Origin of the sequence: Leclercia sp. M50, assembly GCF_037150775.1 — a bacterium.
Lineage (GTDB): Bacteria > Pseudomonadota > Gammaproteobacteria > Enterobacterales > Enterobacteriaceae > Enterobacter.
Genome location: NZ_JBBCPK010000033.1, coordinates 1 through 17,276, shown reverse-complemented (window position 1 = coordinate 17,276; position 17,276 = coordinate 1). Strand labels below are relative to the sequence as shown.

The 17,276-nt window shown below is 56.2% G+C and carries 14 protein-coding genes; 10 read left to right on the top strand and 4 right to left on the bottom strand.

The genetic code is table 11. From position 1 onward, the window contains the following. Positions 1 to 11 precede the first annotated feature (11 nt). Positions 12 to 2,120: a bifunctional 23S rRNA (guanine(2069)-N(7))-methyltransferase RlmK/23S rRNA (guanine(2445)-N(2))-methyltransferase RlmL gene (gene rlmKL, locus WFM46_RS10200; RefSeq protein WP_336997576.1), complete on the bottom strand. Its 2,109-nt coding sequence runs from the start codon at positions 2,118 to 2,120 to the stop codon at positions 12 to 14. A 97-nt stretch (positions 2,121 to 2,217) separates the two neighbouring features. Between rlmKL and WFM46_RS10195 the strand changes: the two genes are divergently transcribed. Continuing rightward, complete coding sequence (locus WFM46_RS10195) at positions 2,218 to 3,327, top strand: YcbX family protein (protein ID WP_103178949.1); 1,110 nt, start codon at positions 2,218 to 2,220, stop codon at positions 3,325 to 3,327. Here the strand turns inward: WFM46_RS10195 and zapC are convergent. Together zapC and pyrD are read right to left on the bottom strand one after the other, a co-directional pair. Beyond that, on the bottom strand, positions 3,324 to 3,860 hold the full coding sequence (gene zapC / locus WFM46_RS10190) for a cell division protein ZapC (RefSeq protein ID WP_103178948.1): 537 nt from the start codon (positions 3,858 to 3,860) through the stop codon (positions 3,324 to 3,326). The two genes, WFM46_RS10195 and zapC, sit on opposite strands and share 4 nt — an antisense overlap. 167 nt (positions 3,861 to 4,027) lie before the next feature. After that, positions 4,028 to 5,038 carry a quinone-dependent dihydroorotate dehydrogenase gene (gene pyrD / locus WFM46_RS10185; protein WP_103178947.1) on the bottom strand — a complete coding sequence of 337 codons (1,011 nt, stop codon included), beginning with the start codon at positions 5,036 to 5,038 and terminating at the stop codon, positions 4,028 to 4,030. A gap of 248 nt (positions 5,039 to 5,286) precedes the next feature. On the opposite strand from pyrD, the gene ssuE reads away from it, so the two are divergent. From ssuE to ssuB, 5 genes are read left to right on the top strand one after another with little or no spacing between them, the layout of a single operon-like run. After that, entirely contained in the window at positions 5,287 to 5,862 is a 576-nt protein-coding gene (gene ssuE / locus WFM46_RS10180) for an NADPH-dependent FMN reductase (protein WP_103178946.1), read from the top strand. After that, positions 5,855 to 6,817, top strand: coding sequence for a sulfonate ABC transporter substrate-binding protein (locus WFM46_RS10175; RefSeq protein ID WP_442913453.1), 963 nt, complete (start codon positions 5,855 to 5,857; stop codon positions 6,815 to 6,817). Before ssuE ends, WFM46_RS10175 begins: the two co-directional genes overlap by 8 nt. Beyond that, positions 6,814 to 7,959, top strand: a complete 1,146-nt coding sequence (gene ssuD, locus WFM46_RS10170; protein ID WP_336997575.1) for an FMNH2-dependent alkanesulfonate monooxygenase — start codon at positions 6,814 to 6,816, stop codon at positions 7,957 to 7,959. Before WFM46_RS10175 ends, ssuD begins: the two co-directional genes overlap by 4 nt. A gap of 9 nt (positions 7,960 to 7,968) precedes the next feature. After that, positions 7,969 to 8,760: an aliphatic sulfonate ABC transporter permease SsuC gene (ssuC, locus tag WFM46_RS10165; RefSeq protein WP_336997574.1), complete on the top strand. Its 792-nt coding sequence runs from the start codon at positions 7,969 to 7,971 to the stop codon at positions 8,758 to 8,760. Then, complete coding sequence (ssuB, locus tag WFM46_RS10160) at positions 8,757 to 9,527, top strand: aliphatic sulfonates ABC transporter ATP-binding protein (protein ID WP_336997573.1); 771 nt, start codon at positions 8,757 to 8,759, stop codon at positions 9,525 to 9,527. Before ssuC ends, ssuB begins: the two co-directional genes overlap by 4 nt. A gap of 156 nt (positions 9,528 to 9,683) precedes the next feature. On the opposite strand, the gene pepN is transcribed toward ssuB, so the two are convergent. Next, positions 9,684 to 12,296 (bottom strand): aminopeptidase N, encoded by a 2,613-nt coding sequence (gene pepN, locus WFM46_RS10155; RefSeq protein WP_336997572.1) that lies wholly within the window; start codon positions 12,294 to 12,296, stop codon positions 9,684 to 9,686. A 264-nt stretch (positions 12,297 to 12,560) separates the two neighbouring features. Here pepN and pncB point away from each other — a divergent pair, with 264 nt between their 5' ends. From pncB to WFM46_RS10135, 4 genes are all read left to right on the top strand, one after another. After that, positions 12,561 to 13,763, top strand: coding sequence for a nicotinate phosphoribosyltransferase (gene pncB, locus WFM46_RS10150; RefSeq protein ID WP_103178940.1), 1,203 nt, complete (start codon positions 12,561 to 12,563; stop codon positions 13,761 to 13,763). 162 nt (positions 13,764 to 13,925) lie between these two features. Next, positions 13,926 to 15,326 (top strand): asparagine--tRNA ligase, encoded by a 1,401-nt coding sequence (asnS, locus tag WFM46_RS10145; RefSeq protein WP_103178939.1) that lies wholly within the window; start codon positions 13,926 to 13,928, stop codon positions 15,324 to 15,326. A 605-nt stretch (positions 15,327 to 15,931) separates the two neighbouring features. Continuing rightward, complete coding sequence (locus WFM46_RS10140; protein ID WP_159339197.1) at positions 15,932 to 17,011, top strand: porin; 1,080 nt, start codon at positions 15,932 to 15,934, stop codon at positions 17,009 to 17,011. A gap of 184 nt (positions 17,012 to 17,195) precedes the next feature. Then, on the top strand, positions 17,196 to 17,276 hold an 81-nt coding region (locus WFM46_RS10135; protein ID WP_336997585.1), incomplete at its 3' end, for a hypothetical protein.

The window sequence follows — 17,276 nt, the reverse complement described above, 5'->3', positions numbered from 1 at the left end:
TACTTTTCCTTTCAGACCGCGGTAATCAGCCAGCAGTTATGGATCTGACGGTTACGGGCAAAATCCTGGGACAGGGTTTTTTGACTGATCTCTTGTGCTTTCAGCCCCAGTTTTTCCAGCCCTTCATGATCCATGCGGAAACCGCGTTTGTTGTTCGAGAACATGATCGTGCCGCCTTTACGCAGCATACGTTTGAGATCTTTCATCAGCGCAATATGGTCGCGCTGGACATCGAAAGACTCTTCCATGCGTTTGGAGTTAGAGAAGGTCGGCGGATCGATAAAGATCAGATCGAACTGCTCTTCGGTTTCACGCAGCCAGCCCAGCACGTCAGCCTGCAACAGGCGGTGCGCGCGGCCGGTCAGGCCGTTAAGGCGCAGGTTGCGCTCCGCCCACTCCAGATAGGTGCGGGACATATCCACGGTGGTAGTGGTACGCGCACCGCCCAGGCCGGCATGTACGCTGGCGCTGCCGGTATAGGAGAAGAGGTTCAGGAAGTCTTTACCTTTACTCATCTGGCCCAGCATGCGGCGGGCAATGCGGTGGTCGAGGAACAGCCCGGTATCGAGATAGTCGGTGAGGTTCACCCACAGGCGCGCGTTGTATTCGCCTACTTCGATAAACTCGCCCTTGCTGTTCATCTTCTCATACTGGTTTTTACCCTTCTGACGCTCACGGGTTTTGAGGATCAGTTTGTTTGGCGCAATATTCAGCACGCTGATGGTCGCGGCAATAATATCAAGCATACGCTGACGGGCTTTCTGCGGATCGACGGTTTTAGGCGGGGCATACTCCTGCACAACCACCCAGTCGGCGTAGCGATCGACCGCCACGTTGTATTCCGGCAGATCGGCGTCATACAGGCGATAACATTCAATGCCTTCCTGCTTCGCCCATTTTTCAAATTTCTTCAGGTTCTTGCGCAGGCGGTTGGCGTAATCTTCCGCGATGGTGGCAGGTTTGCTGTCCGCCTCTTTCTCGGCCAGATGGTAATTTTTCTGCACGCAGTCCAGCGGACCGTTTTTGGCCTTGAACTGGCGCTCGGCGCGCAGTTGCAGGCAGCTCAACAGCTCAGGGGAGGCGCTGAACAAAGAGAGGTTCCAGCCGCCAAACAGATCCTTCATGGTGCGCCCCAGCAGGCTATGCAGAGCAATCAGCGCAGGCTCGCTGTCCAGACGTTCGCCGTAAGGCGGGTTGCTGATTACCGTGCCGTACGGGCCTTTTGGCAGCGGATTGGTGAGCTGGGAAACGTCTTTAACCTCAAAGGCGATCAGCTCGCCGATCCCGGCGCGGCGGGCGTTGCTGCGCGCGCGTTCAATGACGCGGGCGTCGCTGTCAGAACCATAGAAGCGGGATTCATAGGCTGCCAGCCCGGCACGTGCGCGCGTCTGGGCTTCGGCTTTTACCTCCTGCCAGATGGCCTCGTCGTGCTGAGCCCAGCCCTTAAAGCCCCACGCGCCGCGATGCAGGCCAGGCGCGCGGTCGGTTGCCAGCATCGCCGCTTCGATAAGCAGGGTACCGGAACCACACATCGGATCGAGCAACGGCGTACCCGGCAGCCAGCCGGAACGCATCACGATGGCGGCCGCAAGGTTCTCTTTGATCGGCGCAATACCGGCACGATCGCGGTAGCCGCGCTGGTGCAGGCCTTCGCCACACAGATCCAGCGCAATGCTGGCAACTTCTTTATTCAGGCGAACATTGATGCGCAGGTCCGGATTTTCACGATCGACGTTCGGACGCTCCAGATTTTTGCGCGTGAAACAGTCGACGATGGCATCTTTGACCGTCAGCGCCCCGTACTGGCTGTTACGGATCTCATCGTTCAGGCCGCTGAAGTGCACGGCAAAAGTGGCGCCTGGGGCAAAAATCTCTGTCCAGTCGATAGTCTGCACGCCAATATAAAGATCGAGATCGCTATAAACCTTGCACTCTCTCATCGGCAACATGATGCGTGAGGCCAGGCGGCTCCACATCAGGCTCTGGTAAATAAGCCGCGTGTCGCCCTGAAAATGGACACCACCCTGAACCACCTGGCACTCTTGCGCGCCCAGATTTTCCAGTTCAGTTTTTAACAGCTCTTCCAGCCCACGGGCCGTACTGGCAAACAGAGAATTCATATCGTCACTTTTACTCTAAGAAAATTGCTGCGCATTATAGCCAATCTGGGCTCTATGTCATAAAGTTGAGGGCTTATTTTCATTTGAGGGCTGCGCCGTGGCGACGTTATCCAGGCTTTTCATTCATCCGGTTAAATCCATGCGCGGTATTGGGCTCACGCATGCCCTTGCCGATGTCAGCGGTTTTGCCTTTGATCGCATTTTTATGGTCACAGAGCTGGATGGCACATTTATTACCGCACGCCAGTTCCCGCAAATGGTTCGCTTCATCCCGGCGCCGGTTCAGGATGGTCTCCATCTGACTGCGCCGGATGGTTCCAGTAGTATCGTCCGTTTCAGCGATTTTGCGCCAGCGGATGCGCCCACCGAAGTCTGGGGAAACCACTTTACCGCCCGTATCGCCCCGGACGCGATCAACCGCTGGCTGAGCGAATTCTTTTCCCGCCCGGTTCAGCTCCGCTGGGTTGGGCCGGAGCTGACGCGACGCGTGGCTAAGTTTGCCGCGGTGCCGCTCTCTTTTGCCGACGGATTCCCGTATCTGCTCACAAACGAAGCCTCGCTGCGCGACCTGCAACAGCGCTGCCCCGCCAGCGTGCAAATGGAGCAGTTCCGCCCGAACCTGGTGGTGACCGGCGCTGCCGCCTGGGAAGAGGACACCTGGAAAGTGATCCGCATCGGCGAGGTCATTTTTGACGTCGTGAAACCCTGCAGCCGCTGCATCTTTACCACCGTCAGCCCGGAAAAAGGGCAGAAACACCCGGCTGGCGAACCGCTAAAAACCCTGCAATCTTTCCGCACCGCGCAGGATAATGGTGATGTCGATTTCGGCCAGAACCTGATCCCGCGCTCCAGCGGAGTGATCCGCGTGGGCGACGAGGTGGAGATCCTCTCGACCGCCCCGGGCCGCCTCTACGGCGCAGGCGCCGAAGAAGAGGCCAGCGACGTGGAAGTGCAGCCTGCAACGGCGGTGACCATCCAGTGGCAGGGGCAGACCATTCGCGGTAACAATCAGCAGGTGTTGCTGGAGCAGCTTGAACAGGCCGGGATTCGCGTGCCCTACTCCTGCCGTGCGGGGATTTGCGGATGCTGTCGCATTACGCTGGTTGAGGGGGAAGTGAGCGCGCTGAAGAAATCGGCCATTGGCAGCGACGGCACAATCCTGTGCTGTAGCTGCGTACCGAAAACGTCGTTACAGCTCGAGGCTTAAACGGCCTGTTCCAGGCTGAAGCTGACCGGTTGCGGTTTCAGCCTGTCATTCATCACTTTAATCGGGTCGCCCAACTGCATGGTGCGCCCGGCAATGGTCACCGCGGGCTGCGCCAGTAAACAGAGCGCAGCGTTGTCGCCCGGCTCCACTACCAGCAAATTCACCTGCTCACCATTTTCGCTCAGGCTGACACAGGCGGCATCACCGATAACCGGCGTCCAGCGTTCACCGTGGGCAAGAAAGTGCCAGCTTTTTGGCATCTGGGGTTTGAGGAAGCGGATCGCCACCAGCGCATTGAGCACCAGTTCAGCACGCTGCTCTTTCGACAGTTCCAGGTCACGGCACTTCTCTTCAAAAGAGAAATAGAGTGCGGCATCATCGACGCAAAAACCGGTATCGGCAAAGGCGTCCGGGGTTAACATCCGGCGGGCAAAACGCGAACGAAACAGCATACCATTGGCCAGATCGAGCATCATACGATCGTGCTCTTCGCAGAAATACCAGCGCCAGTTATCGTCAGGTTTAATTCGCATCTGTCTCTCCCGTGCCCGAAACGTCCTGTCGTAAGAAAGTCCTTATTGCCGCTTCGTTTTTTTAACCTCAGTAATCAAAGACTACTATGTCTAATAAAGCAACAGTCCGGGAATATAAAACAACCAGAGCTGGAAATAAAGCCCTGGTTGTCAGTCATGCTAAAAGGTTAGAGGTGATTAACGATTTCTTTAATCAGCGGCGGACCTTTAAAAATAAAGCCGGAATATATCTGAACAAGCGAAGCGCCAGCAGCCATTTTTTCACGGGCGGCGATGACTGAATCAATCCCGCCAACCCCAATAATCGGTAAGCGGCCATTTAATTCCTGCGACAGACGACGAATTATTTCGGTGCTTTTTAACTGCACCGGGCGTCCGCTCAAGCCACCCATTTCATCGCAGTGCTTCATCCCCTGAACTAAAGTGCGGTCGAGCGTGGTATTGGTAGCGATAACACCATCAATATTATGACGAACTAAACTGTCGGCCACCTGAATCAGCTCTTCTTCACTCAGATCCGGCGCAATTTTAACGGCGACCGGCACATATTTATGGTGCGTCGCCTGGAGTTCATTTTGCTTATTTTTGATGGCGGTTAATAAGTCGTCCAGCGCTTCGCCGTATTGCAGGGTACGCAGACCTGGCGTGTTAGGCGAGGAGATATTCACCGCAATATATCCGGCATAAGCGTAGACTTTCTCCATGCAGATCAGGTAGTCATCTTTGCCCTGCTCGACCGGCGTGTCTTTATTTTTGCCGATATTAATGCCTAATACACCGTCGAAATGGGCCTTTTTCACATTTTCAACGAGATGATCGACACCGAGATTATTAAACCCCATGCGGTTAATCAGCCCCTCGGCTTCTACCAGGCGGAACAGGCGTGGCTTGTCGTTACCCGGTTGCGGACGCGGTGTAACGGTACCAATTTCGATGGAGCCGAAGCCCATCGCACCCAGTGCATCAATGCACTCGCCATTTTTATCCAGCCCTGCCGCCAGACCCAATGGGTTTTTAAAGGTTAACCCCATACAGGTGACCGGCTTATCCATCACTTTCTGGCGCACCAGCGCTTCGAGCGGGGTTCCCGTAATACGGCGTAACTGCTGGAATGTTAATTCATGAGCGCGCTCAGGATCGAGCTGGAAAAGGGCTTTACGAACGAAGGGGTAGTACATGAACTCTCCTGGATTCCCGGTGTGCAAACCGGGGGCGTATTATCTGCGATCGCAGCGGGAAAGGGAATTGACCTGAGGCAAAAAAAGCCCCGTGCCGCGCAATCGTTTACTTTTCACTCCTCCTTTATTCAATTTTCGGCATTTATCTTGCGGATAAATCATTTAGCGGAATAAGCCAGCGGTGCCACACTGCCAACAAATGTTATCAATGTTAGACAAAAGCGAATAATTGGTTATAAGGAGCATCTATGCGCGTCATTACGTTGGCCGGCAGTCCGCGATTCCCTTCCCGCTCCAGCGCACTGCTGGAGTACGCCCGGGAGCAGCTTACCTCTCTGGATGTGGAGGTGTTCCACTGGAATCTACAAAATTTTGCCCCGGAAGATCTGCTCTATGCCCGCTTCGACAGCCCTGCGCTGAAGGCGCTGAATGAACAGTTAAAAGAGGCCGATGGGCTGATCGTCGCCACGCCGATCTATAAAGCCTCGTTCTCCGGTGCCCTGAAAACCCTGCTGGATCTGCTGCCGGAGCGCGCGTTAGAGGGCAAAGTCGTCCTGCCGCTGGCGACGGGCGGCACTGTGGCCCACCTGCTGGCGGTGGATTACGCCCTGAAACCGGTGCTCAACGCCCTGAAAGCCCAGGAGATCCTGCACGGCGTCTTTGCCGATGATTCTCAGGTCATCGATTACCAGCACAAGCCGCACTTTACCCCGAACCTGCAAACCCGCCTCGACAGCGCGCTGGAGACCTTCTGGCAGGCGCTGCATCGCCGCGACGTGCAGGTTCCAGCCTTTGGTCTTCAGAAAGGAGTCGCCCATGTTTAAATCCCTCGCACGCCTGAGTCTGGCAAGTCTGATGGCTCTCTCCGCCCTGGCGCATGGCGCTGAGCCCGCACCCGACAATCTGCGTATTGGCTATCAGAAAGGCAGCGTCAGTATGGTGCTGGCGAAAAGCCATCAGCTGCTGGAAAAACGCTACCCGGACACCAAATTCTCCTGGGTTGAGTTCCCGGCCGGCCCGCAGATGCTGGAGGCGCTGAACGTAGGCAGTATCGATCTCGGCAGCACGGGCGATATCCCGCCAATTTTCGCCCAGGCCGCCGGCGCGGATCTGCTTTACGTCGGCGTTGAGCCGCCAAAACCGAAAGCCGAAGTGATCCTGGTGCCTGAAAATAGCCCGATTAAGAGCGTGGCGGATCTGAAAGGCCACAAAGTGGCTTTCCAGAAAGGCTCCAGCTCCCACAACCTTTTACTGCGCGCGCTCCAGCAGGCGGGCCTGACCTTTAAGGATATTCAGCCGGTCTACCTCTCCCCGTCGGATGCCCGCGCCGCCTTCCAGCAAAAGAGTGTCGATGCCTGGGCTATCTGGGACCCTTACTACTCTGCGGTGCTGCTGCAGGGGGGGGTGAGAGTACTGAAAGATGGCGAAACCCTTAAACAGACCGGCTCTTTCTACCTTGCCGCACGCCCCTATGCCGAGAAGAACGGTGCCTTTATTCAGGGCGTGCTGGATACCTTTAGCGAAGCGGACGCCCTCACCCAGAGCCAGCGCCAGGCCAGTATCGCCCTGCTGGCAAAATCGATGGGTCTGCCGGAGCCGGTCATTGCTACCTACCTTGACCATCGCCCGCCAACCGTCATCAAACCGGTGGATGCGAAAATCGCCGTGTTACAGCAGCAAACCGCCGACCTGTTTTACGACAACCATCTGGTACCGAAAAAAATCGTTATTCGCGACCGCATCTGGCAGCCCACTGCCTCGAAAGGAGATAAATCATGAGTCTGAATCTGTTCTGGTTTTTACCTACCCATGGCGACGGTCATTACCTTGGCACCGACGAGGGCGCACGCCCGGTGGATCATGCTTATCTCCAGCAGATCGCCCAGGCCGCCGATCGGATTGGTTTTACCGGGGTGCTGATCCCGACAGGTCGTTCCTGCGAGGATGCGTGGCTGGTGGCGGCGTCGATGATCCCGGTGACCCAACGCCTGAAGTTTCTGGTGGCCCTGCGTCCCAGCGTGACCTCCCCGACGGTAGCCGCACGCCAGGCCGCGACCCTCGACCGTCTGTCGAATGGCCGCGCCCTGTTTAACCTGGTGACCGGCAGCGATCCGCAGGAGCTGGCGGGAGATGGCGTCTTTTTGGATCACACCGCGCGGTACGAAGCCTCCTCTGAATTCACTCACGTCTGGCGTCGTCTGCTGGAGGGGGAGAACGTCACCTTCGAGGGCAAGCATATCCATGTGCGTGACGCGAAACTCTACTTCCCGCCGATCCAGCAGCCGCGTCCACCGCTCTATTTTGGCGGTTCATCGGACGTTGCCCAGGATCTGGCCGCCGAGCAGGTGGATCTCTACCTCACCTGGGGCGAGCCGCCGGCGCTGGTAAAAGAGAAAATCGAACAGGTGCGCGCCAAAGCCGCGGCGCGGGGTCGTAAAGTCCGCTTCGGTATTCGTCTGCATGTGATTGTGCGCGAAACCACTGAAGAGGCGTGGCAGGCCGCCGATCGCCTGATTTCGCATCTGGACGATGACACCATTGCCAAAGCGCAGGCCGCCTTTGCCCGCACCGACTCCGTGGGGCAACACCGAATGGCCTCCCTGCACAACGGTAAAAGAGAGAATCTGGAGATCAGCCCGAACCTGTGGGCGGGCGTCGGCCTGGTGCGCGGCGGCGCAGGTACCGCCTTAGTGGGGGATGGTCCGACCGTGGCGGCGCGCATTAATGAGTACGCTGACCTCGGTATCGACAGCTTTATTCTCTCCGGTTATCCGCATCTGGAGGAGGCGTACAAGGTGGGCGAACTGCTGTTCCCGCATCTGGATGTCGCCATTCCGGAGATCCCGCAGCCGCAGCAGCTGTTGCAGCAGGGCGAAGCGGTGGCCAACGAATTTATTCCGCGTAAAGTCGCCCAGAGCTAAGGAGAACGCATGGCTCATTCTTCCCGAAAATGGCTGCTGCGCATTGCACCCTGGCTGCTTCCCGCAGGCATTGTGCTTATCTGGCAACTGGCCTCCTCCGTGGGCTGGCTCTCCAGCCGCATCCTGCCGTCGCCGGAGGGCGTTGTGGAGGCGTTCTGGTCGCTGAGCGCCAGCGGCGAGCTGTGGCAGCATCTGGCGATCAGCGCCTGGCGCGCGGTGATTGGTTTTTCCATCGGCGGGTCGTTTGGCCTGACGCTGGGGCTGATCAGCGGTCTCTCCCGCTGGGGTGAGCGTCTGCTGGACACCTCGATCCAGATGCTGCGCAACGTGCCACATCTGGCGCTGATCCCGCTGGTGATCCTCTGGTTTGGCATCGATGAGACGGCGAAGATTTTTCTCGTCGCCCTCGGCACGCTCTTCCCGGTCTATATCAACACCTGGCACGGCATCCGTAATATCGATCGCGGGCTGGTGGAGATGGCGCGCAGCTACGGTTTGTCCGGCTTCGCCCTGTTTATCCACGTTATCCTGCCGGGCGCCCTCCCCTCCATTATGGTAGGCGTGCGCTTCGCCCTCGGTCTGATGTGGCTGACGTTAATTGTGGCGGAAACCATCTCCGCCAACTCGGGTATCGGCTACCTGGCGATGAACGCCCGCGAATTCCTGCAGACCGATGTGGTCGTGGTGGCCATTGTTCTCTACGCCCTGCTCGGCAAACTGGCGGATGTCAGCGCCCAGTGGCTGGAACGCCGCTGGCTGCGCTGGAATCCGGCCTACGCGATAAAGGAGGCACACGCATGAATACAGCTCGCTTAAACCAGGGTACGCCGCTGTTGCTCAATGGCGTGACCAAACGCTACGGCGAAAACACCATTCTGAACGAACTGGAGCTGCATATTCCCGCCGGGCAATTCGTGGCGGTGGTGGGCCGCAGCGGCGGGTGGCAAAACACCCCCCCGCTCCCTTTTGCCCGGCTGGAAGCGCCAAACAGCGGCGAACTGCTGGCCGGGAACACCCCGCTGGCGGAGATCCAGGACGATACCCGGATGATGTTCCAGGATGCCCGACTGCTGCCGTGGAAACCGGTAATCGATAACGTGGGGCTGGGGCTGAAAGGCGACTGGAAAGCGCAGGCATTACAGGCGCTGGCCGCCGTCGGGCTGGACAATCGCGCCGGGGAGTGGCCTGCCGCCCTGTCAGGGGGACAGAAACAGCGCGTGGCGCTGGCCAGAGCGCTGATCCATCGCCCGGGGCTGTTGCTGCTGGATGAGCCGCTGGGGGCGCTGGACGCCCTGACGCGGATTGAGATGCAGGATCTTATCGTCTCGTTATGGCAGGAGCACGGCTTTACGGTGCTGTTGGTGACCCACGATGTGAGCGAAGCCGTGGCCATGGCGGATCGGGTACTGCTCATTGAGGAGGGCAAGATTGGGCTGGATCTGACGATTGACCTTCCTCGCCCTCGCCGGGTGGGTTCGGCACGGCTGGCGGAGCTGGAAGCGGAGGTCCTGGATCGGGTGATGAAGCGTGGGGTAACGGAGCGGCAGTTGATTACGGCTAATGCCTGATGCCCTCACCCTGACCCTCTCCCACAGGGAGAGGGAGGGTAACCGTAGGCCCGGTAAGCGTAGCGCCACCGGGCATCAGGCCGCACAGCACTGCCGGGTGGCGGCTTCGCCTTACCCGGCCTACAAAACAGAACCCAGGCCGGACCCGGCTTTCTGTCAGGCCAGCGCCTTGCTGATCTTCTCGTAGAGATCGCCGGAGAGGTTCTCCAGCCCTTTCAGCTGCTCCAGCGCGGCACGCATCTTCGCCTGACGCTTCTCATCGTAGCGTTTCAGACGGATCAGCGGCTCAATCAGACGCGACGCTACCTGCGGGTTACGGCTGTTGAGTTCGGTCAGCATCTCCACCATAAACTGGTATCCGCTGCCATCTTCCGCATGGAAGGCGGCCGGGTTGCTGCTGGCAAAGGCGCCAATCAGGGAACGGACGCGGTTCGGGTTGCTCAGAGTGAACGAGCGGTGATTGAGCAGGCTGCGCACCTTGTTCACCACATCCGCCGCCGGGCTGGTGGACTGCAGGATGAACCACTTGTCCATCACCAGACCATCCTGGTGCCATTTGTCGTCATACTCCTGCATCAGGGCATCACGGCACGGCAGCTCTGCGGCAACGCTGGCAGCCAGCGCAGCCAGCGCATCGGTCATGTTGTCGGCCGTGTGATACTGCTTGCTGACCAGTTCGTCGGCGAGCGCCGTCTCCCCAAATGCCAGATAGCGCAGACAGGTGTTACGCAGTGAGCGCTTGCCAATATCGGCATGCTCAACCCGATAGGCGTCCAGTTTATGGTGGTTGTAGACCGCCAGGAACTCATCCGCCAGCTCGGTTGCCAGGGTACGGGTCAGGGCCTCACGCACCGTCGCGATAGCGATCGGATCGATAATCTCAAACAGCTCGGCGATTTCGTTTACCGACGGCAGGGTAAGGATTTCAGCCGCCAGCGCCGGATCGATCTTCTCATCTAACAGAATGGCGCGGAAGGCGTCGGCAACATGCGCCGGTACCGACAGCGGCTGCCCCTGCTGATGACGATTGACGTTCAGCTTGATATAGGTCGCCAGCAGGCTCTGCGCCGCATCCCAGCGGGAGAAGTCATTGCGTGCATGACGCATCAGGAAGGTCAGCTGCTGATCGCTCCACTTGTACTCCAGCTTAACTGGCGCGGAGAATTCGCACAGCAGCGCAGGTACCGGCTGGAAATAGACGTTATCAAAGATGAAGGTCTGCTCGGCCTGAGTCACGTTCAATACGTTATGCACCGGATGGCCGCCTTTTTGCAGCGGGATCACCTTGCCTTCGTTATCGTACAGCTCAATGGCGAACGGAATATGCAGCGGGAACTTCTCTTCCTGCTCGGCGGTCGGCGGCGTGCGCTGGCTGATGGTCAGGGTGTACTGCTCGGTTTCCGGGTTGTAGTCGTCTTTAACGGTCACGATCGGCGTACCGGCCTGGCTGTACCAGCGGCGGAAGTGAGAGAGATCGATGTTAGAGGCATCTTCCATCGCCTGAACGAAATCGTCGCAGGTGGCGGCGCTGCCGTCATGGCGTTCGAAATAGAGCTGCATCCCTTTCTGGAAATTCTCTTCGCCCAGAAGGGTGTGGATCATACGAATAATTTCAGAACCCTTTTCATACACCGTCAGGGTGTAGAAGTTGTTCATCTCAATCACTTTATCCGGGCGGATCGGGTGCGCCATTGGGCTGGCGTCTTCGGCAAACTGCAGGCCGCGCATGGTGCGCACGTTATTGATGCGGTTCACCGCCCGCGAGCCGAGATCGGAGCTGAACTCCTGATCGCGGAAGACGGTTAAGCCCTCTTTCAGGCTCAGCTGGAACCAGTCACGGCAGGTGACGCGGTTGCCGGTCCAGTTATGGAAATACTCGTGGCCGATGACGCGCTCGATATCGAGGTAGTCTTTATCGGTGGCGGTATCGGTACGCGCCAGCACATATTTGGAGTTAAAGACGTTAAGACCCTTGTTCTCCATCGCGCCCATATTGAAGAAGTCGACGGCGACGATCATATAGATGTCGAGGTCATACTCGAGACCGAAACGCTCTTCATCCCACTTCATGGAGTTGATAAGCGAGGTCATCGCCCACGGGGCGCGGTCGAGGTTACCGCGATCGACAAACAGCTCCAGCGCCACTTCACGGCCTGAACGGGTGGTGAAGGTGTCGCGCAGAACGTCAAAATCACCCGCCACCAGCGCAAACAGGTAGCACGGTTTCGGGAACGGATCCTGCCACTGCACCCAGTGTCGGCCATTTTCCAGCTCGCCCTCGCCTACGCGGTTACCGTTGGAGAGCAGGAACGGATAGGTGGCTTTATCGGCGATAATTTTGGTGGTAAAGCGGGCCAGTACATCCGGGCGGTCGAGATACCAGGTGATGTGACGGAAACCTTCGGCTTCACACTGGGTGCAGAGCGCCACGCCCGACTGGTATAACCCCTCCAGTGCGGTGTTAGACGCCGGGCTAATCTCGTTAACGATGCGTAACGCAAAACGTTCCGGCAGGTTATCCAGCACCAGCTGGTTATCTTCTTCTTTATAGTCGGTCCATGGGGTGTCATTTACATGAACCGACACTAAGGTCAGGTCTTCGCCGTCAAGACGCAGCGGCACCGCCGTGGCGTTGTGACGCGTCACCTGGCTTACCGCCGTCACAACGGTTTTTGTGGCATCCAGGTCAAAAGTCAGATCGATATCGCTAATCAGGTAATCCGGCGCACGGTAGTCGTGGCGGTATTTGGCTTGAGGCTGTTGTGTCATAGAAAACCTTTTGCATCGTTTGTCGAATAACGAACCAGTCTATTCCTGTTGTCTAAATCGCGCTATGCAGAATGTTCATCTTTTCAGTCACAAACACTCTATTTGCTACATTTTTATAACACGCGGCACGAAATGCTCTCGACCCTGAACCAGGCTTATGGTGTGATCGGGGTTCAATAAATCGCTAAACAAGGTATACTCCAGCGGTTTCATTAGTCGTTTATTGTACTAAACGCTCCCGTGAGAGGATGCTACTGCGCACCTATGACTCAATTCGCTTCTCCTGTTCTGCATACGCTGCTGGATACCGACGCGTACAAACTGCATATGCAGCAAGCCGTTTTCCACCAATACCACGACGTACAGGTCGCGGCTGAATTCCGCTGCCGTGGTGACGATTTGCTGGGGATCTATGCTGACGCCATCCGTGAGCAAGTCGACGCAATGCAGCATCTTCGTCTGCAGGATGATGAATTCCAGTGGCTTTCCAGCCTGCCCTTCTTTAAAGAAGATTACCTTCAGTGGCTGCGCAATTTCCGCTACGACCCGAAACAGGTCAACATCAGCAACGATAATGGCAAGCTGCATATTCGCCTTGAAGGTCCGTGGCGGGAAGTGATCATGTGGGAAGTGCCCCTGCTGGCGGTGATCAGCGAGCTGGTGCACCGCTTCCGTTCACCGGAGGCGAGCGTTGAACTGGCTCTGACGACGCTGGAACAGAAGCTGGTTGATTTTGCCCGGCTGACCGACTCGCTGGATATGTCGCGTTTCCGTCTGATGGATTTTGGCACCCGTCGCCGTTTCTCCCGCGAGGTGCAGCAGGCCATTGTCGAGCGTTTGCAGCAGGAGCCGTGGTTTGTCGGCACCAGCAATTACGATCTGGCCCGCCGTCTGAACCTGACCCCAATGGGCACCCAGGCGCACGAGTGGTTCCAGGCGCATCAGCAGATCAGTCCGGAGCTGGCGACCAGCCAGCGTGCGGCGCTGGCCGCCTGGCTTACAGAGTATCCGGCGCAGCTCGGCATCGCCTTAACCGACTGCATTACCATGGATGCCTTCCTGCGTGATTTCGGGCCTGAGTTCGCCAACGCCTATCAGGGGCTGCGCCATGACTCCGGGGATCCGCTGGAGTGGGGTGAGAAAGCGATTGCCCATTATCAAAAGCTGGGCATCGACCCGATGAGCAAAGTGCTGGTCTTCTCAGATAATCTCGACCTGCCAAAAGCGGTAGGCCTGTACCGACACTTCTCCTCGCGCGTAAATCTGGCCTTTGGGATCGGCACCCGTCTGACCTGCGATATTCCGCAGGTAAAACCGCTGAATATCGTGATTAAACTGGTGGAATGTAACGGCAAGCCGGTGGCGAAGCTCTCCGACAGCCCGGGCAAAACCATCTGTCATGACAAAGCCTTCGTGCGGGCACTGCGCAAAGCGTTCGACCTGCCTCAGGTAAAAATCGCCAGCTAATCTCTTCGGGGAGCCTGCCGCGCTCCCTTCTCTTATTTATTTCCTATTTCTTCTCTTATGATTGCGAAATCTGCTTGTCTGATGGCGGATGCCAGGTAACATAGATATCCCCCTGTTTAGGGGGATACAGATTTTATTTTTGGACAACATAGAGAGACTATTATGAGCGTTGTGCCTGTAGCCGACGTACTCCAGGGCCGCGTAGCCGTTGACAGCGAAGTCACCGTGCGCGGATGGGTGCGTACCCGCCGAGATTCAAAAGCTGGCTTTTCATTCCTCGCCGTCTATGACGGTTCCTGCTTTGATCCTGTACAGGCCGTAATTAATAATTCTCTGCCCAATTACAATCAGGAAGTGCTGCGTCTGACCACGGGTTGCTCCGTTGTCGTCACCGGTAAAATCGTGGCTTCTCAGGGCCAGGGTCAGAGCTATGAACTGCAGGCCACCTCCATTGAAGTGACCGGCTGGGTTGAAGATCCAGATACCTACCCGATGGCGGCAAAACGCCACAGCATCGAGTATCTGCGCGAAGTGGCTCACCTGCGCCCGCGTACCAACATGATTGGTGCCGTGGCCCGCGTTCGTCATACGCTTGCACAGGCGCTGCACCGCTTCTTCGACGAGCAGGGTTTCTTCTGGGTCTCCACGCCGCTTATCACCGCCTCTGATACCGAAGGCGCAGGCGAGATGTTCCGCGTCTCCACGCTGGATATGGAAAACCTGCCGCGCACGCCAGAAGGCAAAGTGGATTACGACAAAGATTTCTTTGGTAAAGAGGCCTTCCTGACCGTGTCTGGCCAACTGAACGGCGAAACTTACGCCTGTGCGCTGTCTAAGATCTACACCTTCGGCCCGACCTTCCGTGCTGAAAACTCCAACACCAGCCGCCACCTGGCAGAATTCTGGATGCTGGAGCCAGAAGTGGCCTTCGCCGATCTCAATGATGTTGCGGGCCTGGCAGAAGCGATGCTGAAGTATGTCTTCAAGGCCGTGCTCACCGAGCGCGCAGACGACATGAAGTTCTTCGCCGAGCGCGTCGACAGCGATGCGATTGCCCGTCTGGAGCGTTTCGTCTCTGCTGACTTTGCGCAGGTGGATTACACCGATGCCGTCGCGATCCTCGAGAAATGCGGTGAGAAGTTCGAGAACCCGGTTTACTGGGGCGTTGATCTGGCTTCCGAGCATGAACGTTACCTGGCCGAGAAACACTTCAAGGCGCCAGTAGTAGTTAAAAACTATCCGAAAGACATTAAGGCGTTCTATATGCGCCTTAACGAAGATGGCAAAACCGTTGCCGCGATGGACGTGCTGGCGCCGGGCATCGGTGAAATCATCGGGGGTTCTCAGCGTGAAGAGCGTCTGGATGTGCTGGATGCGCGTATGGCTGAAATGGGCCTCAACAAAGAGGACTACTGGTGGTATCGCGATTTACGTCGCTATGGCACCGTGCCGCACTCCGGTTTCGGGCTCGGCTTTGAGCGTCTGATTGCCTATGTCACCGGTGTTCAGAACGTGCGTGATGTTATTCCTTTCCCGCGTACTCCGCGCAGCGCAACGTTCTAATCCCGTAATACTCAATGGCCAGCTATGCTGGCCATTATTTTATCCTGCCGTGTCAACTTGTGTCAGTTGAAAGTCAGCATCTTTAAAGCGCAACCCCGCCAGATCCTCTACAGTGTTACGCTTTATTTCCATGAAACATCTTTGAATAAAAAATAAACCCTATTCTTATTGCGCCTAATCTCTTTCTTAAGCATTAGCACATTTTTCGCACAAACTCCCGGCTATCCAGACGTCCATCTTCAGAAATAAGAAAAATTGTTCGCTAATGCTTCGGATCATAAAAAAAGTCATTATCTGAAATTAAGATAAGCAATTCATATAGATAGAATATGTGAAGCTTTAAATTTAGCCATTCAACTCTGAACTTTGAGGTGCCTCACAAAGTTCCTTAAAATTCACATTTAGTTACACATATTTCCTTATTGTAACTGATTCTTTATGTTTGTAGCACTTTCAGGCTAGCGAAACCGCTATTTGAATGGAAAGATGCCTGTCAGACACATAAAGACACCAAACTCTCATCAATAGTTCCGGAAATATTTATTGACAGAATTTATTGACGGCAGTGGCGAGTGTCATAAAAAAACCAATGAGGGTAATAAATAATGATGAAGCGCAATATCCTGGCAGTGGTTATCCCTGCCCTGCTGGCAGCCGGTGCAGCTAACGCAGCAGAAATCTATAACAAAAACGCTAACAAGCTGGACTTCTACGGTAAAGCTGTAGGTGAGCACATCTGGACCACCAACGGTGACACCAACAACGGTGATACCACCTATGCGCGTATCGGCTTCAAAGGTGAAACTCAGATTAATGACCAGCTGGCCGGTTACGGTCAGTGGGAATACAACATGGACGCTTCTTCCCAGGAAGGCGCTCAGGGCACCAAGACCCGTCTGGCATTCGCAGGCCTGAAAGCTGGTGACTACGGTTCATTCGACTACGGTCGTAACTACGGCGTGTTCTATGATGCGCTGGCTTCTACCGATATGTTCGTTATCTGGGGCGGTGACTCCCTGGCGGCAACCGACAACTTCATGACCGCACGTAGCACCGGTCTGGCTACCTACCGTAACTCTGACTTCTTCGGTCTGGTTGACGGCCTGGCAGTAGGTCTGCAGTATCAGGGTAAAAACGAGTCTGGCCACACCACCAGCCGTCAGAACGGCGACGGCGGCAGCTACTCTCTGGGCTATGACTTCGCTGAAGGCTTCAACGTAACCGCAGCCTACTCTAACTCTGACCGCTCTACTGCGCAGAGTGCAGACAATAAAGGCGAACGTGCTGAAGGCTGGGCAACCTCCCTGAAATATGATGCAAACAACCTGTACGCAGCAGTAATGTACGGCGAATCTCAGAACATGACCCGTGAAAACGACGGCGAGTTCGCGAACAAGACTCAGAACGTTGAAGCTGTGGTTCAGTACCAGTTCGACTTCGGTCTGCGTCCATCCGTGGGTTACGTACAGTCCAAAGGTAAAGATCTGACTGGTCGTAACGGTTTCTCCGGCGGCGATGCTGACCTGGTGAAATACGTAGAAGTGGGTACCTGGTACTACTTCAACAAGAACATGAACGTGTACGCTGCGTACCGCTTCAACCTGCTGGACGACAACAACTACACCGAAGCAACTGGCCTGTCTACCGACGACCAGGCGGGTGTAGGTATCGTTTACCAGTTCTAATCAGTACACCACTTTGTTATATGTCTAAAAAACAGGGCTTCGGCCCTGTTTTTTTATGCCTGAAAGCAAAAAATGGCGACTTTTGAAAAGCCGCACGCTTTTTGTAGCAAACGGTTGGCATTTTGTAGAACTATCGTTAACCTGATAGCGGATTTCACTTCCGTAACCACAATGGAACTTCGTCATGTTTGAGAACATTACCGCCGCCCCTGCCGACCCTATTCTGGGCCTGGCCGATCTGTTTCGTGCCGATGACCGCCCCGGG